The 17,397-nt window shown below is 71.1% G+C and carries 20 protein-coding genes; 14 read left to right on the top strand and 6 right to left on the bottom strand.

Annotated elements, in window-relative coordinates:
* Positions 1-38: 38 nt before the first annotated feature.
* The gene (locus ACFQ79_RS13385) at positions 39-830 is read right to left on the bottom strand and encodes an ABC transporter permease (RefSeq protein ID WP_383582385.1); all 792 of its coding nucleotides are present in this window, start codon (positions 828-830) and stop codon (positions 39-41) included.
* Between the two features lie 14 nt (positions 831-844).
* Positions 845-1,780: an ABC transporter ATP-binding protein gene (locus ACFQ79_RS13380; RefSeq protein WP_383582346.1), complete on the bottom strand. Its 936-nt coding sequence runs from the start codon at positions 1,778-1,780 to the stop codon at positions 845-847.
* A gap of 322 nt (positions 1,781-2,102) precedes the next feature.
* On the opposite strand from ACFQ79_RS13380, the gene ACFQ79_RS13375 reads away from it, so the two are divergent.
* The 8 genes from ACFQ79_RS13375 to ACFQ79_RS13340 all read left to right on the top strand — a co-directional run bounded on the left by ACFQ79_RS13375 (position 2,103) and on the right by ACFQ79_RS13340 (position 8,663).
* Entirely contained in the window at positions 2,103-2,828 is a 726-nt protein-coding gene (locus tag ACFQ79_RS13375) for a metalloregulator ArsR/SmtB family transcription factor (protein WP_055602243.1), read from the top strand.
* Entirely contained in the window at positions 2,825-4,240 is a 1,416-nt protein-coding gene (gene sufB / locus ACFQ79_RS13370) for a Fe-S cluster assembly protein SufB (protein WP_030322521.1), read from the top strand. Before ACFQ79_RS13375 ends, sufB begins: the two co-directional genes overlap by 4 nt.
* A 74-nt stretch (positions 4,241-4,314) precedes the next feature.
* On the top strand, positions 4,315-5,496 hold the full coding sequence (sufD, locus tag ACFQ79_RS13365; protein ID WP_376317311.1) for a Fe-S cluster assembly protein SufD: 1,182 nt from the start codon (positions 4,315-4,317) through the stop codon (positions 5,494-5,496).
* Positions 5,496-5,813 carry a bifunctional 3-phenylpropionate/cinnamic acid dioxygenase ferredoxin subunit gene (locus ACFQ79_RS13360; protein ID WP_030322524.1) on the top strand — a complete coding sequence of 106 codons (318 nt, stop codon included), beginning with the start codon at positions 5,496-5,498 and terminating at the stop codon, positions 5,811-5,813. The genes sufD and ACFQ79_RS13360 overlap by 1 nt, the downstream gene beginning before the upstream one ends.
* A gap of 7 nt (positions 5,814-5,820) precedes the next feature.
* A complete protein-coding gene (gene sufC, locus ACFQ79_RS13355; protein WP_030322526.1) occupies positions 5,821-6,588 on the top strand; it encodes a Fe-S cluster assembly ATPase SufC in 768 nt (255 codons plus the stop codon).
* Positions 6,585-7,853, top strand: coding sequence for a cysteine desulfurase (locus ACFQ79_RS13350; RefSeq protein WP_030322528.1), 1,269 nt, complete (start codon positions 6,585-6,587; stop codon positions 7,851-7,853). The genes sufC and ACFQ79_RS13350 overlap by 4 nt, the downstream gene beginning before the upstream one ends.
* A 10-nt stretch (positions 7,854-7,863) precedes the next feature.
* On the top strand, positions 7,864-8,328 hold the full coding sequence (sufU, locus tag ACFQ79_RS13345) for a Fe-S cluster assembly sulfur transfer protein SufU (protein ID WP_187624022.1): 465 nt from the start codon (positions 7,864-7,866) through the stop codon (positions 8,326-8,328).
* On the top strand, positions 8,325-8,663 hold the full coding sequence (locus ACFQ79_RS13340) for a metal-sulfur cluster assembly factor (RefSeq protein WP_266890539.1): 339 nt from the start codon (positions 8,325-8,327) through the stop codon (positions 8,661-8,663). Before sufU ends, ACFQ79_RS13340 begins: the two co-directional genes overlap by 4 nt.
* A gap of 103 nt (positions 8,664-8,766) precedes the next feature.
* Here the strand turns inward: ACFQ79_RS13340 and ACFQ79_RS13335 are convergent, their stop codons facing one another.
* Entirely contained in the window at positions 8,767-9,867 is a 1,101-nt protein-coding gene (locus tag ACFQ79_RS13335; RefSeq protein WP_383582340.1) for an oxidoreductase, read from the bottom strand.
* A gap of 63 nt (positions 9,868-9,930) precedes the next feature.
* Between ACFQ79_RS13335 and ACFQ79_RS13330 the strand changes: the two genes are divergently transcribed.
* From ACFQ79_RS13330 to ACFQ79_RS13315, 4 genes are all read left to right on the top strand, one after another.
* Complete coding sequence (locus ACFQ79_RS13330) at positions 9,931-10,251, top strand: DMT family transporter (RefSeq protein ID WP_383582337.1); 321 nt, start codon at positions 9,931-9,933, stop codon at positions 10,249-10,251.
* Positions 10,251-10,799 carry a TetR/AcrR family transcriptional regulator gene (locus ACFQ79_RS13325; RefSeq protein WP_383582335.1) on the top strand — a complete coding sequence of 183 codons (549 nt, stop codon included), beginning with the start codon at positions 10,251-10,253 and terminating at the stop codon, positions 10,797-10,799. The genes ACFQ79_RS13330 and ACFQ79_RS13325 overlap by 1 nt, the downstream gene beginning before the upstream one ends.
* Before the next feature lie 262 nt (positions 10,800-11,061).
* The gene (dapD, locus tag ACFQ79_RS13320) at positions 11,062-12,045 is read left to right on the top strand and encodes a 2,3,4,5-tetrahydropyridine-2,6-dicarboxylate N-succinyltransferase (protein WP_073917191.1); all 984 of its coding nucleotides are present in this window, start codon (positions 11,062-11,064) and stop codon (positions 12,043-12,045) included.
* A 62-nt stretch (positions 12,046-12,107) separates the two neighbouring features.
* Positions 12,108-12,326 (top strand): hypothetical protein, encoded by a 219-nt coding sequence (locus tag ACFQ79_RS13315; protein ID WP_383582332.1) that lies wholly within the window; start codon positions 12,108-12,110, stop codon positions 12,324-12,326.
* Here ACFQ79_RS13315 and dapA read toward each other — a convergent pair.
* On the bottom strand, positions 12,305-13,204 hold the full coding sequence (gene dapA, locus ACFQ79_RS13310) for a 4-hydroxy-tetrahydrodipicolinate synthase (protein ID WP_383582329.1): 900 nt from the start codon (positions 13,202-13,204) through the stop codon (positions 12,305-12,307). The two genes, ACFQ79_RS13315 and dapA, sit on opposite strands and share 22 nt — an antisense overlap.
* Positions 13,205-13,336: 132 nt before the next feature.
* On the opposite strand from dapA, the gene ACFQ79_RS13305 reads away from it, so the two are divergent.
* On the top strand, positions 13,337-14,089 hold the full coding sequence (locus ACFQ79_RS13305; protein WP_383582326.1) for an SDR family NAD(P)-dependent oxidoreductase: 753 nt from the start codon (positions 13,337-13,339) through the stop codon (positions 14,087-14,089).
* Positions 14,090-14,148: 59 nt separating this feature from the next.
* On the opposite strand, the gene ACFQ79_RS13300 is transcribed toward ACFQ79_RS13305, so the two are convergent.
* Positions 14,149-14,607, bottom strand: a complete 459-nt coding sequence (locus ACFQ79_RS13300; protein ID WP_383582324.1) for a GNAT family N-acetyltransferase — start codon at positions 14,605-14,607, stop codon at positions 14,149-14,151.
* Between the two features lie 112 nt (positions 14,608-14,719).
* Between ACFQ79_RS13300 and ACFQ79_RS13295 the strand changes: the two genes are divergently transcribed.
* The gene (locus tag ACFQ79_RS13295; protein WP_383582321.1) at positions 14,720-15,433 is read left to right on the top strand and encodes an antibiotic biosynthesis monooxygenase; all 714 of its coding nucleotides are present in this window, start codon (positions 14,720-14,722) and stop codon (positions 15,431-15,433) included.
* A 54-nt stretch (positions 15,434-15,487) separates the two neighbouring features.
* Here the strand turns inward: ACFQ79_RS13295 and ACFQ79_RS13290 are convergent, their stop codons facing one another.
* Positions 15,488-17,347, bottom strand: a complete 1,860-nt coding sequence (locus tag ACFQ79_RS13290; protein WP_383582318.1) for an endonuclease/exonuclease/phosphatase family protein — start codon at positions 17,345-17,347, stop codon at positions 15,488-15,490.
* Between the last annotated feature and the right edge of the window lie 50 nt (positions 17,348-17,397).

Raw genomic sequence — 17,397 nt, 5'->3', positions numbered from 1 at the left:
TGCCTTGTCGGGAAACGTCACCCTCTGGGACCCCTCCGCTACTCCCAGCGGAAGAACTTCGCCGCCGCGCCGAGGCCGAGGACGGCCCAGACCGCGAGGGTCAGCGCATCGCCCCAGGGCAGGGCGGCGCCGTCCTGGAGGACCGCGCGCAGTCCGTCGGAGAGGGCCGAGATCGGGAGCAGCTCCAGGACCGAGCGGGCCGCGTCCGGGAACTTCGCCAGCGGGACGATGACGCCGCCGCCCACCAGGAGCAGCAGGAAGACCAGGTTGGCGGCGGCCAGCGTGGCCTCCGCCTTCAGCGTGCCCGCCATCAGCAGGCCGAGGCCGGAGAAGGCGGCCGTGCCGAGGACCAGGAGCACGAGGACCGACAGGACGCCCGTGAAGGTCGCGGCGCCCTGCGGGGACCAGCCGAGGCCCAGGGCGATCGCCGTCAGGAGGGCGATCTGGAGGACCTCGGTCACCAGGACGGAGAGCGTCTTGGCGGTCATCAGAGCCCAGCGGGGGATCGGCGAGGCGCCGAGGCGCTTGAGCACCCCGTACCGGCGCTCGAAACCGGTCGCGATGGCCTGGCCGGTGAACGCGGTCGACAGGACGGCGAGCGCGAGGATGCCCGGGGCGAGGAAGTCGACGGCCTGGTCGGCGCCCGTGCCGGTGGTGTCGATGATGTCGACGGTGGAGAAGAGAACCAGGAGGAGCGACGGGATGATCACGGTGAGCAGCAGCTGCTCGCCGTTGCGCAGCAGCATCCGGGTCTCCAGGGCCGTCTGCGCCGCGATCATCCGGCCGACGGGCGCGGCTCCCGGCCGGGGGGCGTACGTACCGGTGCTCACGACCGAACCATTGCTCACGACCGCAGTTCCTTGCCCGTCAGTTCGAGGAAGACGTCCTCGAGAGTGTGGCGCTCGACGGAGATGCCGTCGGGCATGACGCCGTGCTGGGCGCACCAGCTGGTGACCGTGGCGAGCAGCTGCGGGTCGACGGTGCCGGTGATCCGGTACGTGCCCGGGAGCGGCTCCGCCGCGGCGGTGCCGTCGGGCAGCGCCTTGAGCAGCGAGCCCAGGTCGAGTCCGGGGCGGCCGGTGAAGCGGAGGGTGTTCTCGGCGCCGCCGCGGCACAGCTGCTCGGGGCTGCCCTGGGCGGCGACCCGGCCGCCGTCGACGATGGCGACGTCGTCGGCGAGTTCCTCCGCCTCCTGCATGAAGTGGGTGGTGAGGACCACGGTCACTCCGTCGGCGCGCAGCTCGCGCACGAGGTCCCAGGTGGCGCGGCGGGCCTGCGGGTCGAGTCCGGCGGTCGGCTCGTCGAGGAAGACGAGCTCGGGGCGGCCGACGACGGCCATGGCGAGCGCGAGGCGCTGCTGCTGGCCGCCGGAGAGGCGCCGGTAGGTGGTGCGGCCGCAGGAGCCGAGGCCGAGGCGTTCGACGAGCGCGTCCACGTCCAGCGGGTGGGCGTGCAGTTTCGCCATGTGGCGGAGCATCTCGTCGGCGCGGGCTCCGGAGTAGACACCACCCGACTGGAGCATCACGCCGATCCGGGGGCGCAGGGCGGCCGCGTCGGCGACCGGGTCGAGGCCGAGGACGCGCACGGTGCCGGCGTCCGGCCTCCGGTAGCCCTCGCAGGTCTCGATGGTGGTGGTCTTGCCGGCCCCGTTGGGGCCGAGGACGGCGGTCACGGTGCCGGCCCGCACGTCGAGGTCGAGGCCGTCGACGGCGGTCTTGTGGCCGTACCGCTTGACCAGGCCACGGACCTGGACGACGGACCCGACGGACTCGTTTCGCATGACGGGAAGTCTAGAGAGGGGCCGGGGGGCCTCCCGGCGCGGGGCCCGGGTCCCCGGAACGTCCGGTTTGGGTGGTCCGAGGCGCGATCTCCTTTTCGTCGCGCCGGGCGCCTCGGGGGTCGGCGGAGCCCCTGTGGCCTGCGGGTACTCCCTCGCGAGACGGCCGGATCCGGCGCGCGGGGAGCGTGGGGCGAGGGGTGTGATTCGTCCTACGAATGATCGTTTCCGCAGGTCAGGTAAGCCTTACCTGAGTGACGCACCGCACCGTCGCCGCGTCCGGCGCGGCTTGTCAGTCCGAGATTAATTACGCAACAATGGCGTTGTGAAAAACGTTGGCGCGGCTCCCGTGGAGGAACTCGCGACCCGTGAGCGTTCGACGCGCAACCGGGTTGCGCGGTCGATCCTGGACCACGGGCCGTCGACCGTCGCCGATCTCGCCGGACGGCTCCGCCTCACCCAGGCCGCCGTCCGCCGCCATCTCGACTCGCTGGTCGCCGACAACGTCGTGGAAGCACGCGAGCAGCGCGTCTACGGGGCGCGCGCCCGCGGCCGCCCCGCGAAGGTCTTCGCGCTCACCGACTGCGGCCGGGACGCCTTCGACCAGTCGTACGACTCGCTCGCGGTCGAGGCGCTCCAGTGGATCGAGCGCAACGCCGGCGGGGAAGCGGCGGTGGCCGCCTTCGCCCGCGACCGGATCGAGGCCCAGGCGGACGCCTACCGCGAAGCCGTCGAGGCCGTCGAGCCGGAGCGGCGGACCGAGGCCCTTGCCAAGGCCCTGACCGCTGACGGGTACGCTGCCACTGCGCGGAACGCGCCGGTCGGCGAGCAGCTCTGCCAGCACCACTGCCCGGTGGCCCACGTCGCCGAGCAGTATCCACAGCTGTGCGAGGCGGAGACGGAGTTCTTCTCCCGCCTCCTGGGAACACATGTCCAGCGTCTGGCCACCATCGCGCATGGTGACGGCGTCTGCACCACGTTCATCCCGCACAGCGCCCCACAGACCACCGAATCAGCATCCGCAAGCACGGCCGGGAGGAACCCCGCATGACCACCGAGATCAGCCACCCCGAGCTCGAGGGCCTGGGTCGGTACGAGTACGGCTGGGCCGACTCCGACACCGCCGGTGCCACCGCCAAGCGCGGTCTGAACGAGGACGTCGTCCGCGACATCTCCTCGAAGAAGAACGAGCCCGAGTGGATGCTGAAGCTGCGTCTCAAGGGTCTGCGGCTCTTCGACAAGAAGCCCATGCCGACCTGGGGCTCCGACCTCTCCGGCATCGACTTCGACAACATCAAGTACTTCGTGCGGTCCACCGAGAAGCAGGCCGAGTCCTGGGAGGACCTGCCGGAGGACATCAAGAACACGTACGACAAGCTCGGCATCCCCGAGGCGGAGAAGCAGCGCCTCGTCGCCGGTGTCGCCGCCCAGTACGAGTCCGAGGTCGTCTACCACCAGATCCGCGAGGACCTGGAGGAGCAGGGCGTCATCTTCGTCGACACCGACACCGCGCTGAAGGAGCACGAGGAACTCTTCCGCGAGTACTTCGGCACGATCATCCCGGTCGGCGACAACAAGTTCGCCTCCCTGAACACCGCCGTCTGGTCCGGCGGATCGTTCATCTACGTGCCGAAGGGCGTGCACGTCGAGATCCCGCTCCAGGCCTACTTCCGCATCAACACGGAGAACATGGGCCAGTTCGAGCGGACGCTGATCATCGTCGACGAGGACGCCTACGTCCACTACGTCGAGGGCTGCACCGCTCCGATCTACTCCTCGGACTCGCTGCACAGCGCCGTCGTCGAGATCATCGTGAAGAAGGGCGGCCGCTGCCGCTACACGACCATCCAGAACTGGTCGAACAACGTCTACAACCTGGTGACCAAGCGCGCCGTCGCCTACGAGGGCGCCACCATGGAGTGGGTCGACGGCAACATCGGCTCCAAGGTCACCATGAAGTACCCGGCCGTCTACCTGATGGGCGAGCACGCCAAGGGCGAGACCCTCTCCATCGCCTTCGCGGGCGAGGGCCAGCACCAGGACGCCGGCGCCAAGATGGTCCACATGGCCCCGAACACCTCCTCCAACATCGTCTCCAAGTCGGTGGCGCGAGGCGGCGGCCGCACCTCCTACCGCGGTCTCATCGAGATCGGCGAGGGTGCCCCGGGCGCCAAGTCCAACGTGCTCTGCGACGCGCTGCTCGTCGACACGATCTCCCGCTCGGACACGTACCCCTACGTGGACGTGCGCGAGGACGACGTCTCCATGGGCCACGAGGCCACCGTCTCCAAGGTCTCCGAGGACCAGCTCTTCTACCTGATGAGCCGCGGCCTCACCGAGTTCGAGGCCATGGCGATGATCGTCCGCGGCTTCGTCGAGCCCATCGCCAAGGAACTCCCGATGGAGTACGCCCTGGAGCTCAACCGGCTGATCGAGCTGCAGATGGAGGGCTCGGTGGGCTAAAGCCCCACCCCGCCCCCACCGGCACACGCAGCAACCGATTTTCACGTACGCAGGAAGAGAGCACCCCAACAGCCATGGCTGAGGCTCAGAACATCCCCGCGGGCTCCACCACCGCGGGCTCGATCGCGGTGGCCGCCGAGTCCACCGTCGCCACGCGCATGAGCGCGCCCCCGTCCTTCGACGTCGCGGACTTCCCCGTCCCGCACGGCCGTGAGGAGGAGTGGCGGTTCACCCCGCTGGAGCGCCTCCGCGGCCTGCACGACGGCACCGCCGTCGCGTCCGGCGAGGGCGTCAAGGTCGAGATCGAGGCCCCCGAGGGCGTCACGGTGGAGACCGTCGGGCGCGAGGACGAGCGTCTCGGCAAGGCCGGCACGCCCGTCGACCGCGTCGCCGCGCAGGCGTACTCCTCCTTCGAGAAGGCCTCGGTCGTCACCGTCGCCAAGGAGGCCGTGCTCACCGAGCCGATCCGCATCACCGTGCACGGTGAGGGCGGCGTCGCCTTCGGCCACCAGGTCATCGAGCTCGGCGCCTTCGCCGAGGCCGTCGTGGTCCTCGACCACTCCGGCGACGCGGTGCTCGCCGCCAACGTCGACTACGTCCTGGGCGACGGCGCGAAGCTGACCGTCGTCTCCGTCCAGGACTGGGACGAGAAGGCCGTCCACGTCGCCCAGCACAACGCCCTGGTCGGCCGCGACGCCTCCTTCAAGTCCGTCATCGTCACCTTCGGCGGCGACGTCGTCCGCATCCACCCGCGGGTGGCGTACGCGGCGCCCGGCGGCGAGGCCGAGCTGTTCGGCCTGTACTTCACCGACGCCGGCCAGCACCAGGAGCACCGCCTCCTGGTCGACCACAACACCCCGCACTGCAAGTCCAACGTGGCCTACAAGGGCGCGCTGCAGGGCCAGGACGCGCACGCCGTCTGGATCGGCGACGTGCTCATCCAGGCCGCTGCCGAGGGCACGGACACGTACGAGCTCAACCGGAACCTGGTCCTCACGGACGGCGCCCGGGTCGACTCCGTACCGAACCTGGAGATCGAGACCGGCGAGATCGCCGGCGCCGGTCACGCCTCGGCCACCGGTCGTTTCGACGACGAGCAGCTCTTCTACCTGATGTCCCGCGGCATCCCGCAGGCCGAGGCCCGTCGCCTCGTCGTCCGCGGCTTCTTCGCGGAGCTCGTCCAGCAGATCGGTCTGCCGGACGTCGAGGAGCGTCTCATCGCCAAGATCGAGGCCGAGCTGGAGGCCTCCGTCTGATGGCCTTCGTCCGAGTCTGCGCGCTGAGCGAGCTCGAGGCCGACACCCCGAAGCGGGTCGAGGTCGACGGCACGCCGGTGTCGGTCGTGCACACCGAGGGCGAGGTGTTCGCGATCAACGACATCTGCTCGCACGCGAACGTCTCCCTCTCGGAGGGCGAGGTCGAGGACTGTGCCATCGAGTGCTGGCTGCACGGCTCCAGCTTCGACCTCCGCACCGGCAAGCCCTCCGGCCTTCCCGCGACGCGCCCCGTCCCCGTATACCCCGTAAAGATCGAAGGGGACGATGTGCTCGTCTCCGTCACCCAGGAGTCCTGAGTCACCCATGGCAACGCTTGAAATCCGCAACCTGCACGTCTCCGTCGAGGCCGAGAACGGCCCCCGCGAGATCCTCAAGGGTGTCGACCTGACCATCAAGCAGGGCGAGACCCACGCCGTCATGGGCCCCAACGGCTCCGGCAAGTCGACCCTGGCGTACTCGCTCGCCGGCCACCCGAAGTACACGGTCACCGGCGGCACCGTCACCCTCGACGGCGAGGACGTCCTGGAGATGTCGGTCGACGAGCGCGCCCGCGCCGGCGTCTTCCTGGCCATGCAGTACCCGGTCGAGGTCCCCGGTGTCTCGGTCTCCAACTTCCTGCGCACCTCCGCCACCGCGATCCGCGGCGAGGCCCCCAAGCTGCGCACCTGGGTGAAGGAGGTCAAGTCCGCGATGGAGCAGCTCCAGATGGACCCGGCCTTCGCCGAGCGCAACGTCAACGAGGGCTTCTCCGGCGGTGAGAAGAAGCGCCACGAGATCCTCCAGCTGGAGCTCCTCAAGCCGAAGATCGCGATCCTCGACGAGACCGACTCCGGCCTGGACGTCGACGCGCTCCGCCAGGTCTCCGAGGGCGTCAACCGCGTCCGCGAGACCGGTGAGGTCGGCACCCTGCTGATCACGCACTACACGCGGATCCTCCGCTACATCAAGCCCGACTTCGTGCACGTCTTCTCCGGCGGCCGCATCGTCGAGTCCGGCGGCGCCGAGCTCGCCGACAAGCTCGAGAACGAGGGCTACGAGGCCTACAGCACGAAGGGTGGCGCATCCGCGTGACATCTGCCCATCAGGGGCTCTCCGGCCTCCTCGACACCGAGGCGATCCGCAAGGACTTCCCGCTCCTGGATCGCGTGGTCCACGACGGCAAGAAGATCGTGTACCTCGACTCCGCGGCGACTTCGCAGAAGCCGCGGCAGGTCCTCGACGCGCTCAACACGTACTACGAGCGTCACAACGCCAACGTCCACCGCGGCGTCTACACGGTCGCCGAGGAGGCGACGGCGCTGTACGAAGGCGCCCGTGACAAGGTCGCGGCCTTCATCAACGCCCCGAGCCGCGACGAGGTGATCTTCACCAAGAACGCCTCGGAGTCGCTCAACCTGGTGGCCAACATGCTGGGCTGGGCCGACGAGCCCTATCGCGTGGACCACGAGACCGAGATCGCCATCACGGAGATGGAGCACCACTCCAACATCGTGCCGTGGCAGCTGCTCTCGCAGCGCACGGGCGCGAAGCTGAAGTGGTTCGGCCTCACCGACGACGGCCGTCTCGACCTCTCGAACATCGAAGAGGTCATCACCGAGAAGACCAAGATCGTCTCGTTCACGCTGGTCTCGAACCTGCTGGGCACGGTCAACCCGGTCGAGACGATCATCCGTCGCGCCCAGGAGGTCGGTGCGCTCGTCTGCATCGACGCCTCCCAGGCCGCTCCGCACATGGTCCTGGACGTGCAGGCGCTCCAGGCCGACTTCGTGGCCTTCACCGGCCACAAGATGTGCGGCCCGACGGGCATCGGCGTCCTCTGGGGCCGCCAGGAGCTGCTCGAGGACCTGCCGCCCTTCCTGGGCGGCGGCGAGATGATCGAGACCGTCTCGATGCACTCCTCGACGTACGCGCCGGCCCCGCACAAGTTCGAGGCGGGTACGCCCCCGATCGCCCAGGCCGTCGGCCTCGGCGCGGCCGTGGACTACCTCTCGGCGATCGGCATGGAGAACATCGCGCGCCACGAGCACGCGATCACCGAGTACGCCGTCCGGCGCCTCCAGGAGGTTCCGGACCTGCGGATCATCGGCCCCACCACGGCCGAGGACCGTGGCGCGGCGATCTCCTTCACGCTCGGCGACATCCACCCGCACGACGTGGGCCAGGTCCTCGACGAAGAGGGCATCGCGGTCCGGGTCGGCCACCACTGCGCGCGGCCGGTCTGCCTGCGGTACGGAATTCCTGCGACCACGCGGGCGTCGTTCTATCTGTACTCCACCCCGGCCGAGGTCGACGCCCTGGTCGCGGGTCTGGAGCACGTACGGAACTTCTTCGGCTAGGGGACGGCTCGTGAAGCTGGATTCGATGTACCAGGACGTCATCCTGGACCACTACAAGCACCCGCACGGGCGCGGTCTTCGGGACGGCGACGCCGAGGTGCACCACGTCAACCCGACGTGCGGCGACGAGATCACGCTCCGCGTGAAGTACGAGGGCTCGCGGATCGAGGACGTGTCGTACGAGGGCCAGGGCTGCTCCATCAGCCAGGCCTCGGCGTCCGTCCTCAACGAGCTGCTCGTCGGCAAGGAGCTGGCGGACGCGCAGAAGATCCAGGGCACCTTCCTGGAGCTGATGCAGTCCAAGGGCCAGATCGAGCCCGACGACGCGATGGAGGAGATCCTGGAGGACGCGGTCGCGTTCGCCGGAGTCTCCAAGTACCCGGCCCGTGTGAAGTGCGCGCTGCTCAGCTGGATGGCGTGGAAGGACGCGACCGCCCAGGCTCTGGGCGACGCGGCGGAGAGGAAGTCGGCATGACCGAGAACGCCGAGGCCACGATGAAGCCGGCCTCCGAGGAAGAAGTCCGTGAGGCGCTGTACGACGTCGTCGACCCCGAGCTGGGCATCGACGTCGTCAACCTGGGCCTGATCTACGGCATCCACATCGACGACTCGAACATCGCGACGCTGGACATGACCCTGACGTCCGCGGCCTGTCCGCTGACCGATGTGATCGAGGACCAGGCGAAGTCCGCGACGGACGGCATCGTCAGCGAACTGAAGATCAACTGGGTCTGGATGCCCCCGTGGGGCCCGGACAAGATCACGGACGACGGCCGCGAGCAGCTGCGCGCGCTCGGCTTCAACGTCTGATCGACCCCGCGTACGCGGGTGAACGGCCGTGTCCTCCGGGGCACGGCCGTTTCGCGTTCGCCCGCGGCCAGGGCCCATCCGGCCCTGATCCGCAGCGAAGGCGCTAGGCGAGACCGGCCGCGCGGGCCAGGTCGGGTGCCAGGTTCTCCTTGCGGATCCGCTGGTCGACGTAGAGCAGCGCGGTGACCAGCGGCGGGAAGACGGAGACGACCGCCTGGCTGACCAGCTGACCGATGATCAGCACCGTGAGGATGACGACCATGGAGCCCACCACGGCGGCCGAGTCCTCGCCGGAGAAGTCGGTGAGCGTCAGCGGGGCCGACGCGAGGGTGGAGAGGGCCTGCTGGATCAGCATGCCGACGACGGAGGCCATGATCCCGGCGGCCAGCAGACAGCCGAACACTCGCCACCAGTCGCCGCGGACCAGGTGCGCGGAGCGGCGCATCGAGGCGACCGCGCCCTGGCCCTCCATCACGGCGGCCGCCGGGGCCAGGCTGAACCTCACCCAGATCCACAGGCCGAACGGCAGGACCACCACGGCGGCGAGGAGCAGCAGCAGCGGGATCGCGAACGAGACCTCGGAGGCCGTCGCGCCGCCGTCCAGGTCCCCGAGGTCGGCGACGAGCACAGCCACCATCGCGGCGAAGGCGCCGAAGAAGAGGATCATCGGGACCAGCAGCGCCGCGGTGGTCAGGAACACGGTGCCGAGCACGGCGGGCACCCGGGCCCAGGACCGGCGCCAGAGGGCACCGAAGGAGGTGGGCCGGCCGAGCACCGCCTCCTGGACCACGGCCGGGCAGGCCGCCGCCACCAGGGCGCTCGCGCCGACGAACACGACCATGGCGACCAGCCAGACGCAGGCGAAGGCGATGATCAGCGGGCGGACGTCGTCCCATCGCGGCTCCTGCCCCGCGGGCAGGTCGAACACGGCGGGGAAGCCGTCGCCGACGGCCAGGTACGCGACGCCGATCGCCGCTCCGACGACCAGCAGGGCGCCGAGGTAGGCGGCCGCCCCCACCCCGAGGAGCTGCTTCCAGTAGCGGCCGAAGGTCGCGAAGGCGCCGGTCAGGATCGTGCCGAAGGTGAGCGGCGCCAGGGGTATCACGCCGGGCTTCGGCGGCGGGGGCGGCGGCGGATAGCCGTAGCCGTAGGGCGGCGGCGGCCCGGGGGGACCGTAGGGCGGCGGCCCTGGGGGAATCGTCATGCGGCACACCGTATCGGGCGGTGTTGTGTACGCCCGTACGCATCGTTGTGTACGCTTGTACGCATGGGTTACGGACTGCTCGCGGGCGCCATTGCCGCCGAGATACTCGCCACCACCTCCATGAAGTACAGCGAGGGCTTCAGCAAGCTCTGGCCCTCGCTCGTCACCGGCATCGGATACGTGGTCGCCTTCGCGCTCCTGGCGCAGGCGCTCAAGACGCTCCAGGTCGGCACCGCGTACGCCATCTGGGCCGGCGTCGGCACCGCGGCCGTCGCCGCCATCGGCATCCTCTTCCTCGGCGAGACCCTCAGCCTCGCCAAGATCGCGGGGATCGCGCTCATCATCGCCGGGGTCGTCGTCCTCAACCTGGGCGGCGCCCACTGATGGCCCGCGCACGCCGCCACGACCCCGAACGGCGGGACCGGATCGTCGACGCGGCCCTCCGGGTCGCCGGGCGCTCCGGGATCGCCGGGCTCAGTCACCGCACCGTGGCCGCCGAGGCCGACGTGCCGCTGGGCTCGACCACGTACCACTTCGCCTCCCTCGACGAACTCCTCGTCGCCGCCCTCCGCAAGGCCAACGAGGGCTTCGCGCGGCTGCTCCGCGAGCACTCCGCCCTCAACGCGCCGGAGACCGACCTCGCCGCCGTGCTCGCCCGCCTCATGGGGGAGTGGATCGGCGGCGAACGCGCCCAGGTGGAGCTGGAGTACGAGCTCTACCTCGCCGCCCTGCGCCGCCCCGCGCTCCGTCCGGTGGCCGCCGAGTGGGCCGAGACCGTGGTCGCCGTCCTGTCCCGTCGCACCGACCCGGCCACCGCGCGCGCCCTGGTCGCCCTCGTGGACGGGCTCTGCCTCCAGTCCCTGCTCACCGGCGAGCCGTACGACGAGGAGAACGCGCGCGTGATGCTGACCCGGGTGCTGCGCCCGGCGTGAGCAGGGGGCCCGGCGTGGGCAAGCGGCCCGGCGTGCGCAAGCGCCCCCGGTGGGAGTAGGCGGCCCGCCGTGAGCAGGCGACCCGGTGGGAGCAAGCGGCCCGGCGTGAGCAGGAGCGGTCCAGGGCCCGGCAACGGCCCGCGCCCGACCTGAAGGAAGGACCGAAACGGGCCCTCCCGGGCTCGTCGGAACCGCCTACGCGCTCGACCGACACCTGAGACCGGTTGGCCCGCGCGGGGCCCCGCCGGTTAGGTTCTCCGTCATGACCACTGCTCCTCGCACCACCGGCGCCGTCGCCGCCGGCCTCGCCACCATCGCCGGCGACGGCACCGTTCTCGACACCTGGTTCCCCGCCCCCGAGCTGACCGAGGCGGCCGGCCCCGCCGGCACCGAGCGGCTCACCCCCGACGAGGCCGTGAACGCCCTCGGCGAAGGCGCCGCCAAGGCCCTCGGCGTGGACGCCCGCCGCGGCGTCGAGGTGGTCGCCGTCCGTACCGTCATCTCCTCGCTCGACGAGAAGCCGCTCGACGCCCACGACGCCTACCTGCGTCTGCACCTGCTCAGCCACCGGCTGGTCAAGCCGCACGGCCAGAGCCTGGACGGCGTCTTCGGCCTCCTCGCCAACGTCGCCTGGACCTCGCTCGGTCCGGTCGCCGTCGACGACATCGAGAAGGTCCGCCTCAACGCGCGCGCCGAGGGCCTGCACCTCGCCGTCACCAGCATCGACAAGTTCCCGCGGATGACGGACTACGTCGCGCCCGCCGGAGTCCGGATCGCCGACGCCGACCGGGTCCGCCTCGGCGCCCACCTGGCGGCCGGCACCACCGTCATGCACGAGGGCTTCGTCAACTTCAACGCCGGCACCCTCGGCACCTCGATGGTCGAGGGCCGGATCTCCGCCGGTGTCGTCGTCGGCAACGGCTCCGACATCGGCGGCGGCGCCTCCACGATGGGCACCCTGTCGGGCGGCGGCAACGTCGTCATCTCGATCGGCGAGCGCTGCCTGATCGGCGCCGAGGCGGGTGTCGGCATCGCGCTCGGTGACGAGTGCGTCGTCGAGGCCGGTCTGTACGTCACCGCCGGCACCCGGGTCACGATGCCCGACGGCGAGATCGTCAAGGCCCGCGACCTCTCCGGTGCCTCGAACATCCTGTTCCGCCGCAACTCGGTCACCGGTGCCGTCGAGGCCCGCCCGAACAACGCGGTCTGGGGCGGGCTGAACGACATCCTCCACAGCCACAACTGAACCGGTGACTCTGCGTTAACAGAACGCAGAGTCACTGCACGCAGACGAGGCGAGGAGTCGACATGAGGACGAAGCCCACGGTCGCAGGAGTGCTCACGGCGGTGGCGGTCCTGCTACCGGCCGGGACGGCCGCGGCGGACGAGACGCACACGCACAACGGGCCCACCGTCACCAACGGGCCCAGCCTCTCCCTCCACACGGGTCAGATCGACGACCCGCTGGAGGACGTCCTGGAGCACGCCGCCGTCCTCGGCAGGACCTACACCACCGACTCCGCCTGAAGCAGCGCCTCGTACAGCCCCCGCAGCCCGTCGACCGCCTCCCGGTCGGCGGGCTGCAGCGGTTCGCGCACCGGGCCGCCGAGCAGCGCCTTGACGGTCACCGTGCCGGGCAGCCCCGCGGCCATCATCCGTTCGGCGAGCGGCAGCAGCCGGGCGTTGAGCCGGGCCGCCTCCGCCGTGTCGCCGGCGTCGAAGGCGTCGAGGACCGCACGCAGCTGACGGGGCGCCACGTTCGCCACCGTGCTGACGTAACCGGCGCCGCCGACCGCGTACAGCGGCAGGTTCATCTCCTCGCAGCCCGAGTAGTACGCGAGCGGGGTCTCCGCGATCAGCCGGGACGAGCCCAGCAGGTCGTACGCGCAGTCCTTGACCGCCACGATCCGCGGGTGCTCGGCGAGCCGCCGCAGGGTCGCGGTCTCGACCCGGGTGCCGGTGCGGCCGGGGATGTCGTAGACCATGACCGGGAGGCCGGTCGCGTCCGCGACCTTCAGGAAATGGGCCTCGACGGCCGACTGCGGAGGGCGGCTGTAGTACGGGGTGACGACGAGCAGACCGTCCGCGCCCGCGGCCTCGGCCTGGCGGGCCAGTTCGGCGGTGTGCCGGGTGTCGGCGGTGCCGACGCCCGCGACGACCGAGGGGCCGGGGCCCACGGCCTCCCGGACGACGCGGACGAGCGCGGCCTTCTCGGCGTCGGTGGTGGTCGGCGACTCGCCGGTGGTGCCGTTCAGGACCAGGCCGTCGCAGCCCTCGCCGACGAGCCGGGCGGCCAGCTTGCCCGCCTCGTCGAGGTCGAGGCCGCCGCCCGGGGTGAACGGGGTGATCATCGCGCAGAGCGCGCGGCCGAAGGGCCGCGCCGGGCGGGAAGGGGAAGTGCTCATCACCGAAGTCTGGGCGGTTTGCACGGTGAAGGTCCACTTAGATCTGCTTCGGCGGAAAGATCACCATCACTTAAGCGTGCGGGCTCTGGCATGATCGACGGGCGCGACAGGGGGACATGGAGACAGCACAGCATGAGCTCACACAGCACCGACGCCGGGCGCGTCGCCCTCGTCACCGGCTCGTCCTCGGGCATCGGCGCCGCCGTCGCCCGCCGCCTCGCGGAGGCCGGATACCGGGTCGTGGTCAACTCCGCCCGCTCGGTCGAGGCGGGCGAACGGCTCGCCGCCGAACTGCCCGGCGCCGTCTACCTCCAGGCGGACGTCTCCGACGAGACCCAGGCCCGGACCCTCGTCGAGCGGGCCGTGGAGACCCTCGGCCGCCTCGACCTCCTCGTCAACTGCGCGGGCACCACCCGGTTCATCCCGCACGACGACCTCGAAGCCGCCTCGCCCGAGGTCTGGCGCCACCTCTACGACGTCAACGTCATCGGCGTCTGGCAGACCATCACCGCCGCCGTCCCGCACCTGCGGAAGACCCGTGGCGCCGTCGTCAACGTCTCCTCCCAGGCCGGCGTCCGGCCGGGCGGCAGCTCCATCCCGTACGCCGTCTCCAAGGCGGCCGTCAACCACATGACGAAGCTCCTCGCCAAGACCCTCGGCCCCGACGTCCGCGTCAACGCGGTCGCGCCCGGCCTCATCGACACCCCCTGGTTCGACGGGGTCGACGGCGCCGACGCGGCCAAGGCCCATGTGGCCGACGTCGTCCCGCTGCGCCGGGTCGGCCGCGCCGAGGACATCGCCGGGGCCGTCCACGACCTGGCCCACTCCGCGTACATCACCGGCGAGGTGCTCCTCGTGGACGGCGGCGGCCACCTGCTCGGCTGACCGCGGATCCCGCCGGGCGGGCCGGCCCGCGCCCCGGCGGTGCGGGCCGGCCCGCACCGTCAGAGCGCGAGCTTGAAACCCTCGTGGCTGCGCGCGTACCCCAGGGAGGCATAGAAGCGGTGGGCGTCCGTCCGCCGCTTGCCGCTGGTCAGCTGGACCAGCGCGCAGCCGCGTTCCCGCGCGCGTGCCGCGGCCCGCTCCATCAGTTCCCGGCCGAGACCGCCGCCGCGCCGGTCGGCCCGGATCCGGACCGCCTCGACCAGGGCCCGCTCGGCGCCGCCCTGGCCGAGCCCCGGGATGTACGTGACCTGGAGGCAGCCCAGGACCAGCTCACCGTCCGTCAGGACCAGCATCTCGTTGCGCGGATCGGCCTCGATGTCCGCGAAGGCCCGCTCGTACGCCCCGGTGACGGTGACCGAGGCGGGGTCGACGACCGTGTCCTCGTCGGCCAGGAGCGCGAGGACGGCGGGAAGTTCGGCGCGGGTCGCGGGGCGCAGGGTCAGGTCGCGAAGGATCATGGCGCGAAGGATCATGGCGCGAAGTCTCGCACGGGAGAGGGGGTTGACCTCAACCAAGGTTGAGGGACGACGGTGGAGCCATCCGAGGAACCCCCGAGGAACAGGAGACCTCATGAACGCCGTCGCCCACCCCGATGCCCGCCCCGACCTCCACCGCCCCGGAGTCGGCGCCGTCCTCGTCAGCACCTGGCGGGTCGGCACGCCCGAGCGCCAGCGCGCGGCCGTCGACGCCATCCGCAAGGCCTGGGAGAGCCGGGAATGGCCCGACCTCGGGCTGCTCTCGTACAGCGTCTACGCCGGGACCGACGGCGACACGCTGCTGCACTACTCGCAGTGGACCGCCGAGCAGGCCTACGAGGACTTCGTCCGGACCTACCGCGACGACCGGAACGCCGAGATCGACGCCGCCGTGCCCGGCATCGAGCGGGTGGAACTGACCCGCTACGCGCCGATCCACCGCTCCGCCGTCCGCGACAGGCCGGGCACGGGGGAACTCCCCGGGGTCGTCGTGGTCGTCGAGGCCGACTTCGGCGGGCCCGGGGCGGGGAGCCGGGAGGACTGGGTGGACACCGTGTTCACCGCCATGGACGAGGACACGGCGCTGCGGCCGGGGTCCGGCGGCGCCGGCGTCCACTTCCATCTGTCCACCGACGGCGGCCGGGTCCTGAACTACGCCGAGTGGGAGAGCGAGCAGGCCCATGCGGAGTGGCTGGCGGACGACGCCCGGCTCGGCGAGGCCTGGACGCGCGTGCACCGCTACCCGGGGCTCACGGGCAGCCGGGTGAAGCGGTACACGCCCGCGCTCAGCCTGAGCGCGGGCGTGTGACACGGCCGGAGGGCCCGGAGCGGCTGGTTCGCCGCCCCGGGCCGCCCCGGGCGACTACGGGCGGAAGCGCAGGACCTGGGGGTCGTGGTCGCTGTCCTGGTCGGCGAACTCCGCGTTGATGTGGACGCTGTCGTACTCGAAGTGGCGCACGCCGGGGCTCGTCAGGATCTGGTCGAGCACCTGGCTGTTGCCCTGGAAGACGTACGAGTAGCGCTCGCTGCGCGGCAGCGACTTCACGGCCGGGTACAGCGCGCCGCCGTCGGCCAGGGCCTTCGTCGTCCCGGAGAACTCGAAGTCGTTGATGTCGCCGACGACGAGGACGTCGGCCTGCTTCTCGACCGCGAGGAGCTGCTTCACGAAGCCGTTGACGGACTGGGCCTGGAGCAGTCGCTTCGCCTCGGAGGAGCGGACCGGCGGCTGGTGGTGCGAGACGATGGACTCGTCGCCGCCCTTCGAGCCGAAGTGGTTGGCGATCACGAAGACCGTACGGCCGCGGAAGACGAACTCGCCCGCGAGCGGCTTGCGGCTGCTCTCCCAGGCGGTGTTCGCCGGGTCGATCCGGCCGGGGGAGACCGTCAGGGCGGCGTGGCCCTTGCGGCCCGTCACGCCGGTGGCGGAGCTCGGGTCGGTGGCCGCGCGGTCCGTGAAGGAGACCCGCTCGGGGTTGAAGAGGAAGACCTGACGGATATTGCCGCCGGGCTCGCCGCCGTCCTTGTTGTTCTCCGGGTCGACCGAGCGCCACTCGTACGCCGGGCCGCCGGCCGCCACGATCGCGTCCGTGAACTTCTTCACCGTCTGGTCGGCGGCGACCGTGCCGTCGTTCTTGGCGCCGTTGTTGTCCTGGATCTCCTCCAGGGCGAGGATGTCGGGCGAGGCGAGGTTGGTGACGACCGCCTTCGCGAGCGCGTCGAACTTCTCCTGCGGGTCGCTCGGGTCGAGGTTCTCCACGTTGTACGTGGCCACGGCCAGCTCGTTCCTGTGCTGCCTGTCCGTGGACTCGCGCTCGAGGCCGCGGTCGACGACCGTGCCGAGGGTGCGGGCGGTGATCGTGTAGCCGCCGAACTGGTTGAAGTCGAGCGGGCCCTCGGTGGTGCCGGTCAGCCGGTCGCCGACGTTCGCCTTGGGGAACGGCTGCTGGGCGATCGGGGTCAGCGACTGGATCTGGAGCCGGCCGGTGTTCTGCGACTCGTACGAGCCGTAGACCGTGCCGCCGCGCCGGTTGCGGTTCTCCCAGGGCTTCACCGTGACCCACAGCTCGGAGTACGGGTCGGTGGCGCCGACCACGCGCGAGGAGCCGATCCGGACGTTGGTGCCCTCCAGGGACTCGTAGTAGTCCAGGGCGTACTTGCGGGGGTTCAGGGTCAGGCCGTTGATCGAGCCCGCCGCGGCCGGGTCGCCCTCCGGGGCGTAGGTGCCGGGAACCGACCAGGACGAGATGGTCACCGGGGCCGGGACGGCGTTGCCCTGCGAGACCACGGTGACGACCGGCTTGGAGATCTGGGTCAGCGACTGGTTGCCGGAGGTCAGCCCGCCGGGAACGTACTCGGTGACCGTGCCGCTCAGGCTGACCGCGTCGCCGACGGCGACCGTCGGGACGGAGCTGGTGAAGACGAAGAGGCCCTCGCTGGTGGCCGGGTCGGCGTCGCCCTCGGGGTCCTGGATCCAGAAGCCGCGCGAGCCGTAGGTGCGGACGCCGGTGACGATGCCCGTCACGCCGGTGACCTGCTTGCCGACGAGCGGCGAGACGCGCGTGGTGCCCTGGATGTCGTGGATGCGGACACCGGCCGCGTCCTCGGCGGCGGCGTTCGTCGAACCGGCCAGCAGACCCGCGGCGAGGGCGGCCGCGACGACGGCGGAGACCGCGGCGGAGCGCGCGACGGTGCGGCCGGCAGATCTCGGTATGGAGGAAGGCATCAGGGGACTCCGAGGGTGCTTGGAGGAACGGCAGATGAATCTACGCGCGT

The organism is Streptomyces sp. NPDC056480, assembly GCF_042795405.1.
Taxonomy (GTDB): Bacteria; Actinomycetota; Actinomycetes; order Streptomycetales; family Streptomycetaceae; genus Streptomyces.
Note: the sequence above shows the minus strand (reverse complement) of the source record. Positions and strands in the feature narration are given on the sequence as shown.

Coding starts and splice junctions, on each gene's coding strand:
- ACFQ79_RS13380 (WP_383582346.1), bottom strand. CDS start 1,780: ATGCGAAACGAGTCCGTCGGGTCCGTCGTCCAGGTCCGTGGCCTGGTC.
- ACFQ79_RS13295 (WP_383582321.1), top strand. CDS start 14,720: ATGAACGCCGTCGCCCACCCCGATGCCCGCCCCGACCTCCACCGCCCC.
- ACFQ79_RS13290 (WP_383582318.1), bottom strand. CDS start 17,347: ATGCCTTCCTCCATACCGAGATCTGCCGGCCGCACCGTCGCGCGCTCC.
- sufD (WP_376317311.1), top strand. CDS start 4,315: ATGGCTGAGGCTCAGAACATCCCCGCGGGCTCCACCACCGCGGGCTCG.
- ACFQ79_RS13330 (WP_383582337.1), top strand. CDS start 9,931: ATGGGTTACGGACTGCTCGCGGGCGCCATTGCCGCCGAGATACTCGCC.
- ACFQ79_RS13305 (WP_383582326.1), top strand. CDS start 13,337: ATGAGCTCACACAGCACCGACGCCGGGCGCGTCGCCCTCGTCACCGGC.
- ACFQ79_RS13340 (WP_266890539.1), top strand. CDS start 8,325: ATGACCGAGAACGCCGAGGCCACGATGAAGCCGGCCTCCGAGGAAGAA.
- sufC (WP_030322526.1), top strand. CDS start 5,821: ATGGCAACGCTTGAAATCCGCAACCTGCACGTCTCCGTCGAGGCCGAG.
- sufB (WP_030322521.1), top strand. CDS start 2,825: ATGACCACCGAGATCAGCCACCCCGAGCTCGAGGGCCTGGGTCGGTAC.
- ACFQ79_RS13360 (WP_030322524.1), top strand. CDS start 5,496: ATGGCCTTCGTCCGAGTCTGCGCGCTGAGCGAGCTCGAGGCCGACACC.
- ACFQ79_RS13335 (WP_383582340.1), bottom strand. CDS start 9,867: ATGACGATTCCCCCAGGGCCGCCGCCCTACGGTCCCCCCGGGCCGCCG.
- ACFQ79_RS13300 (WP_383582324.1), bottom strand. CDS start 14,607: ATGATCCTTCGCGACCTGACCCTGCGCCCCGCGACCCGCGCCGAACTT.
- ACFQ79_RS13325 (WP_383582335.1), top strand. CDS start 10,251: ATGGCCCGCGCACGCCGCCACGACCCCGAACGGCGGGACCGGATCGTC.
- ACFQ79_RS13315 (WP_383582332.1), top strand. CDS start 12,108: ATGAGGACGAAGCCCACGGTCGCAGGAGTGCTCACGGCGGTGGCGGTC.
- dapD (WP_073917191.1), top strand. CDS start 11,062: ATGACCACTGCTCCTCGCACCACCGGCGCCGTCGCCGCCGGCCTCGCC.
- dapA (WP_383582329.1), bottom strand. CDS start 13,204: ATGAGCACTTCCCCTTCCCGCCCGGCGCGGCCCTTCGGCCGCGCGCTC.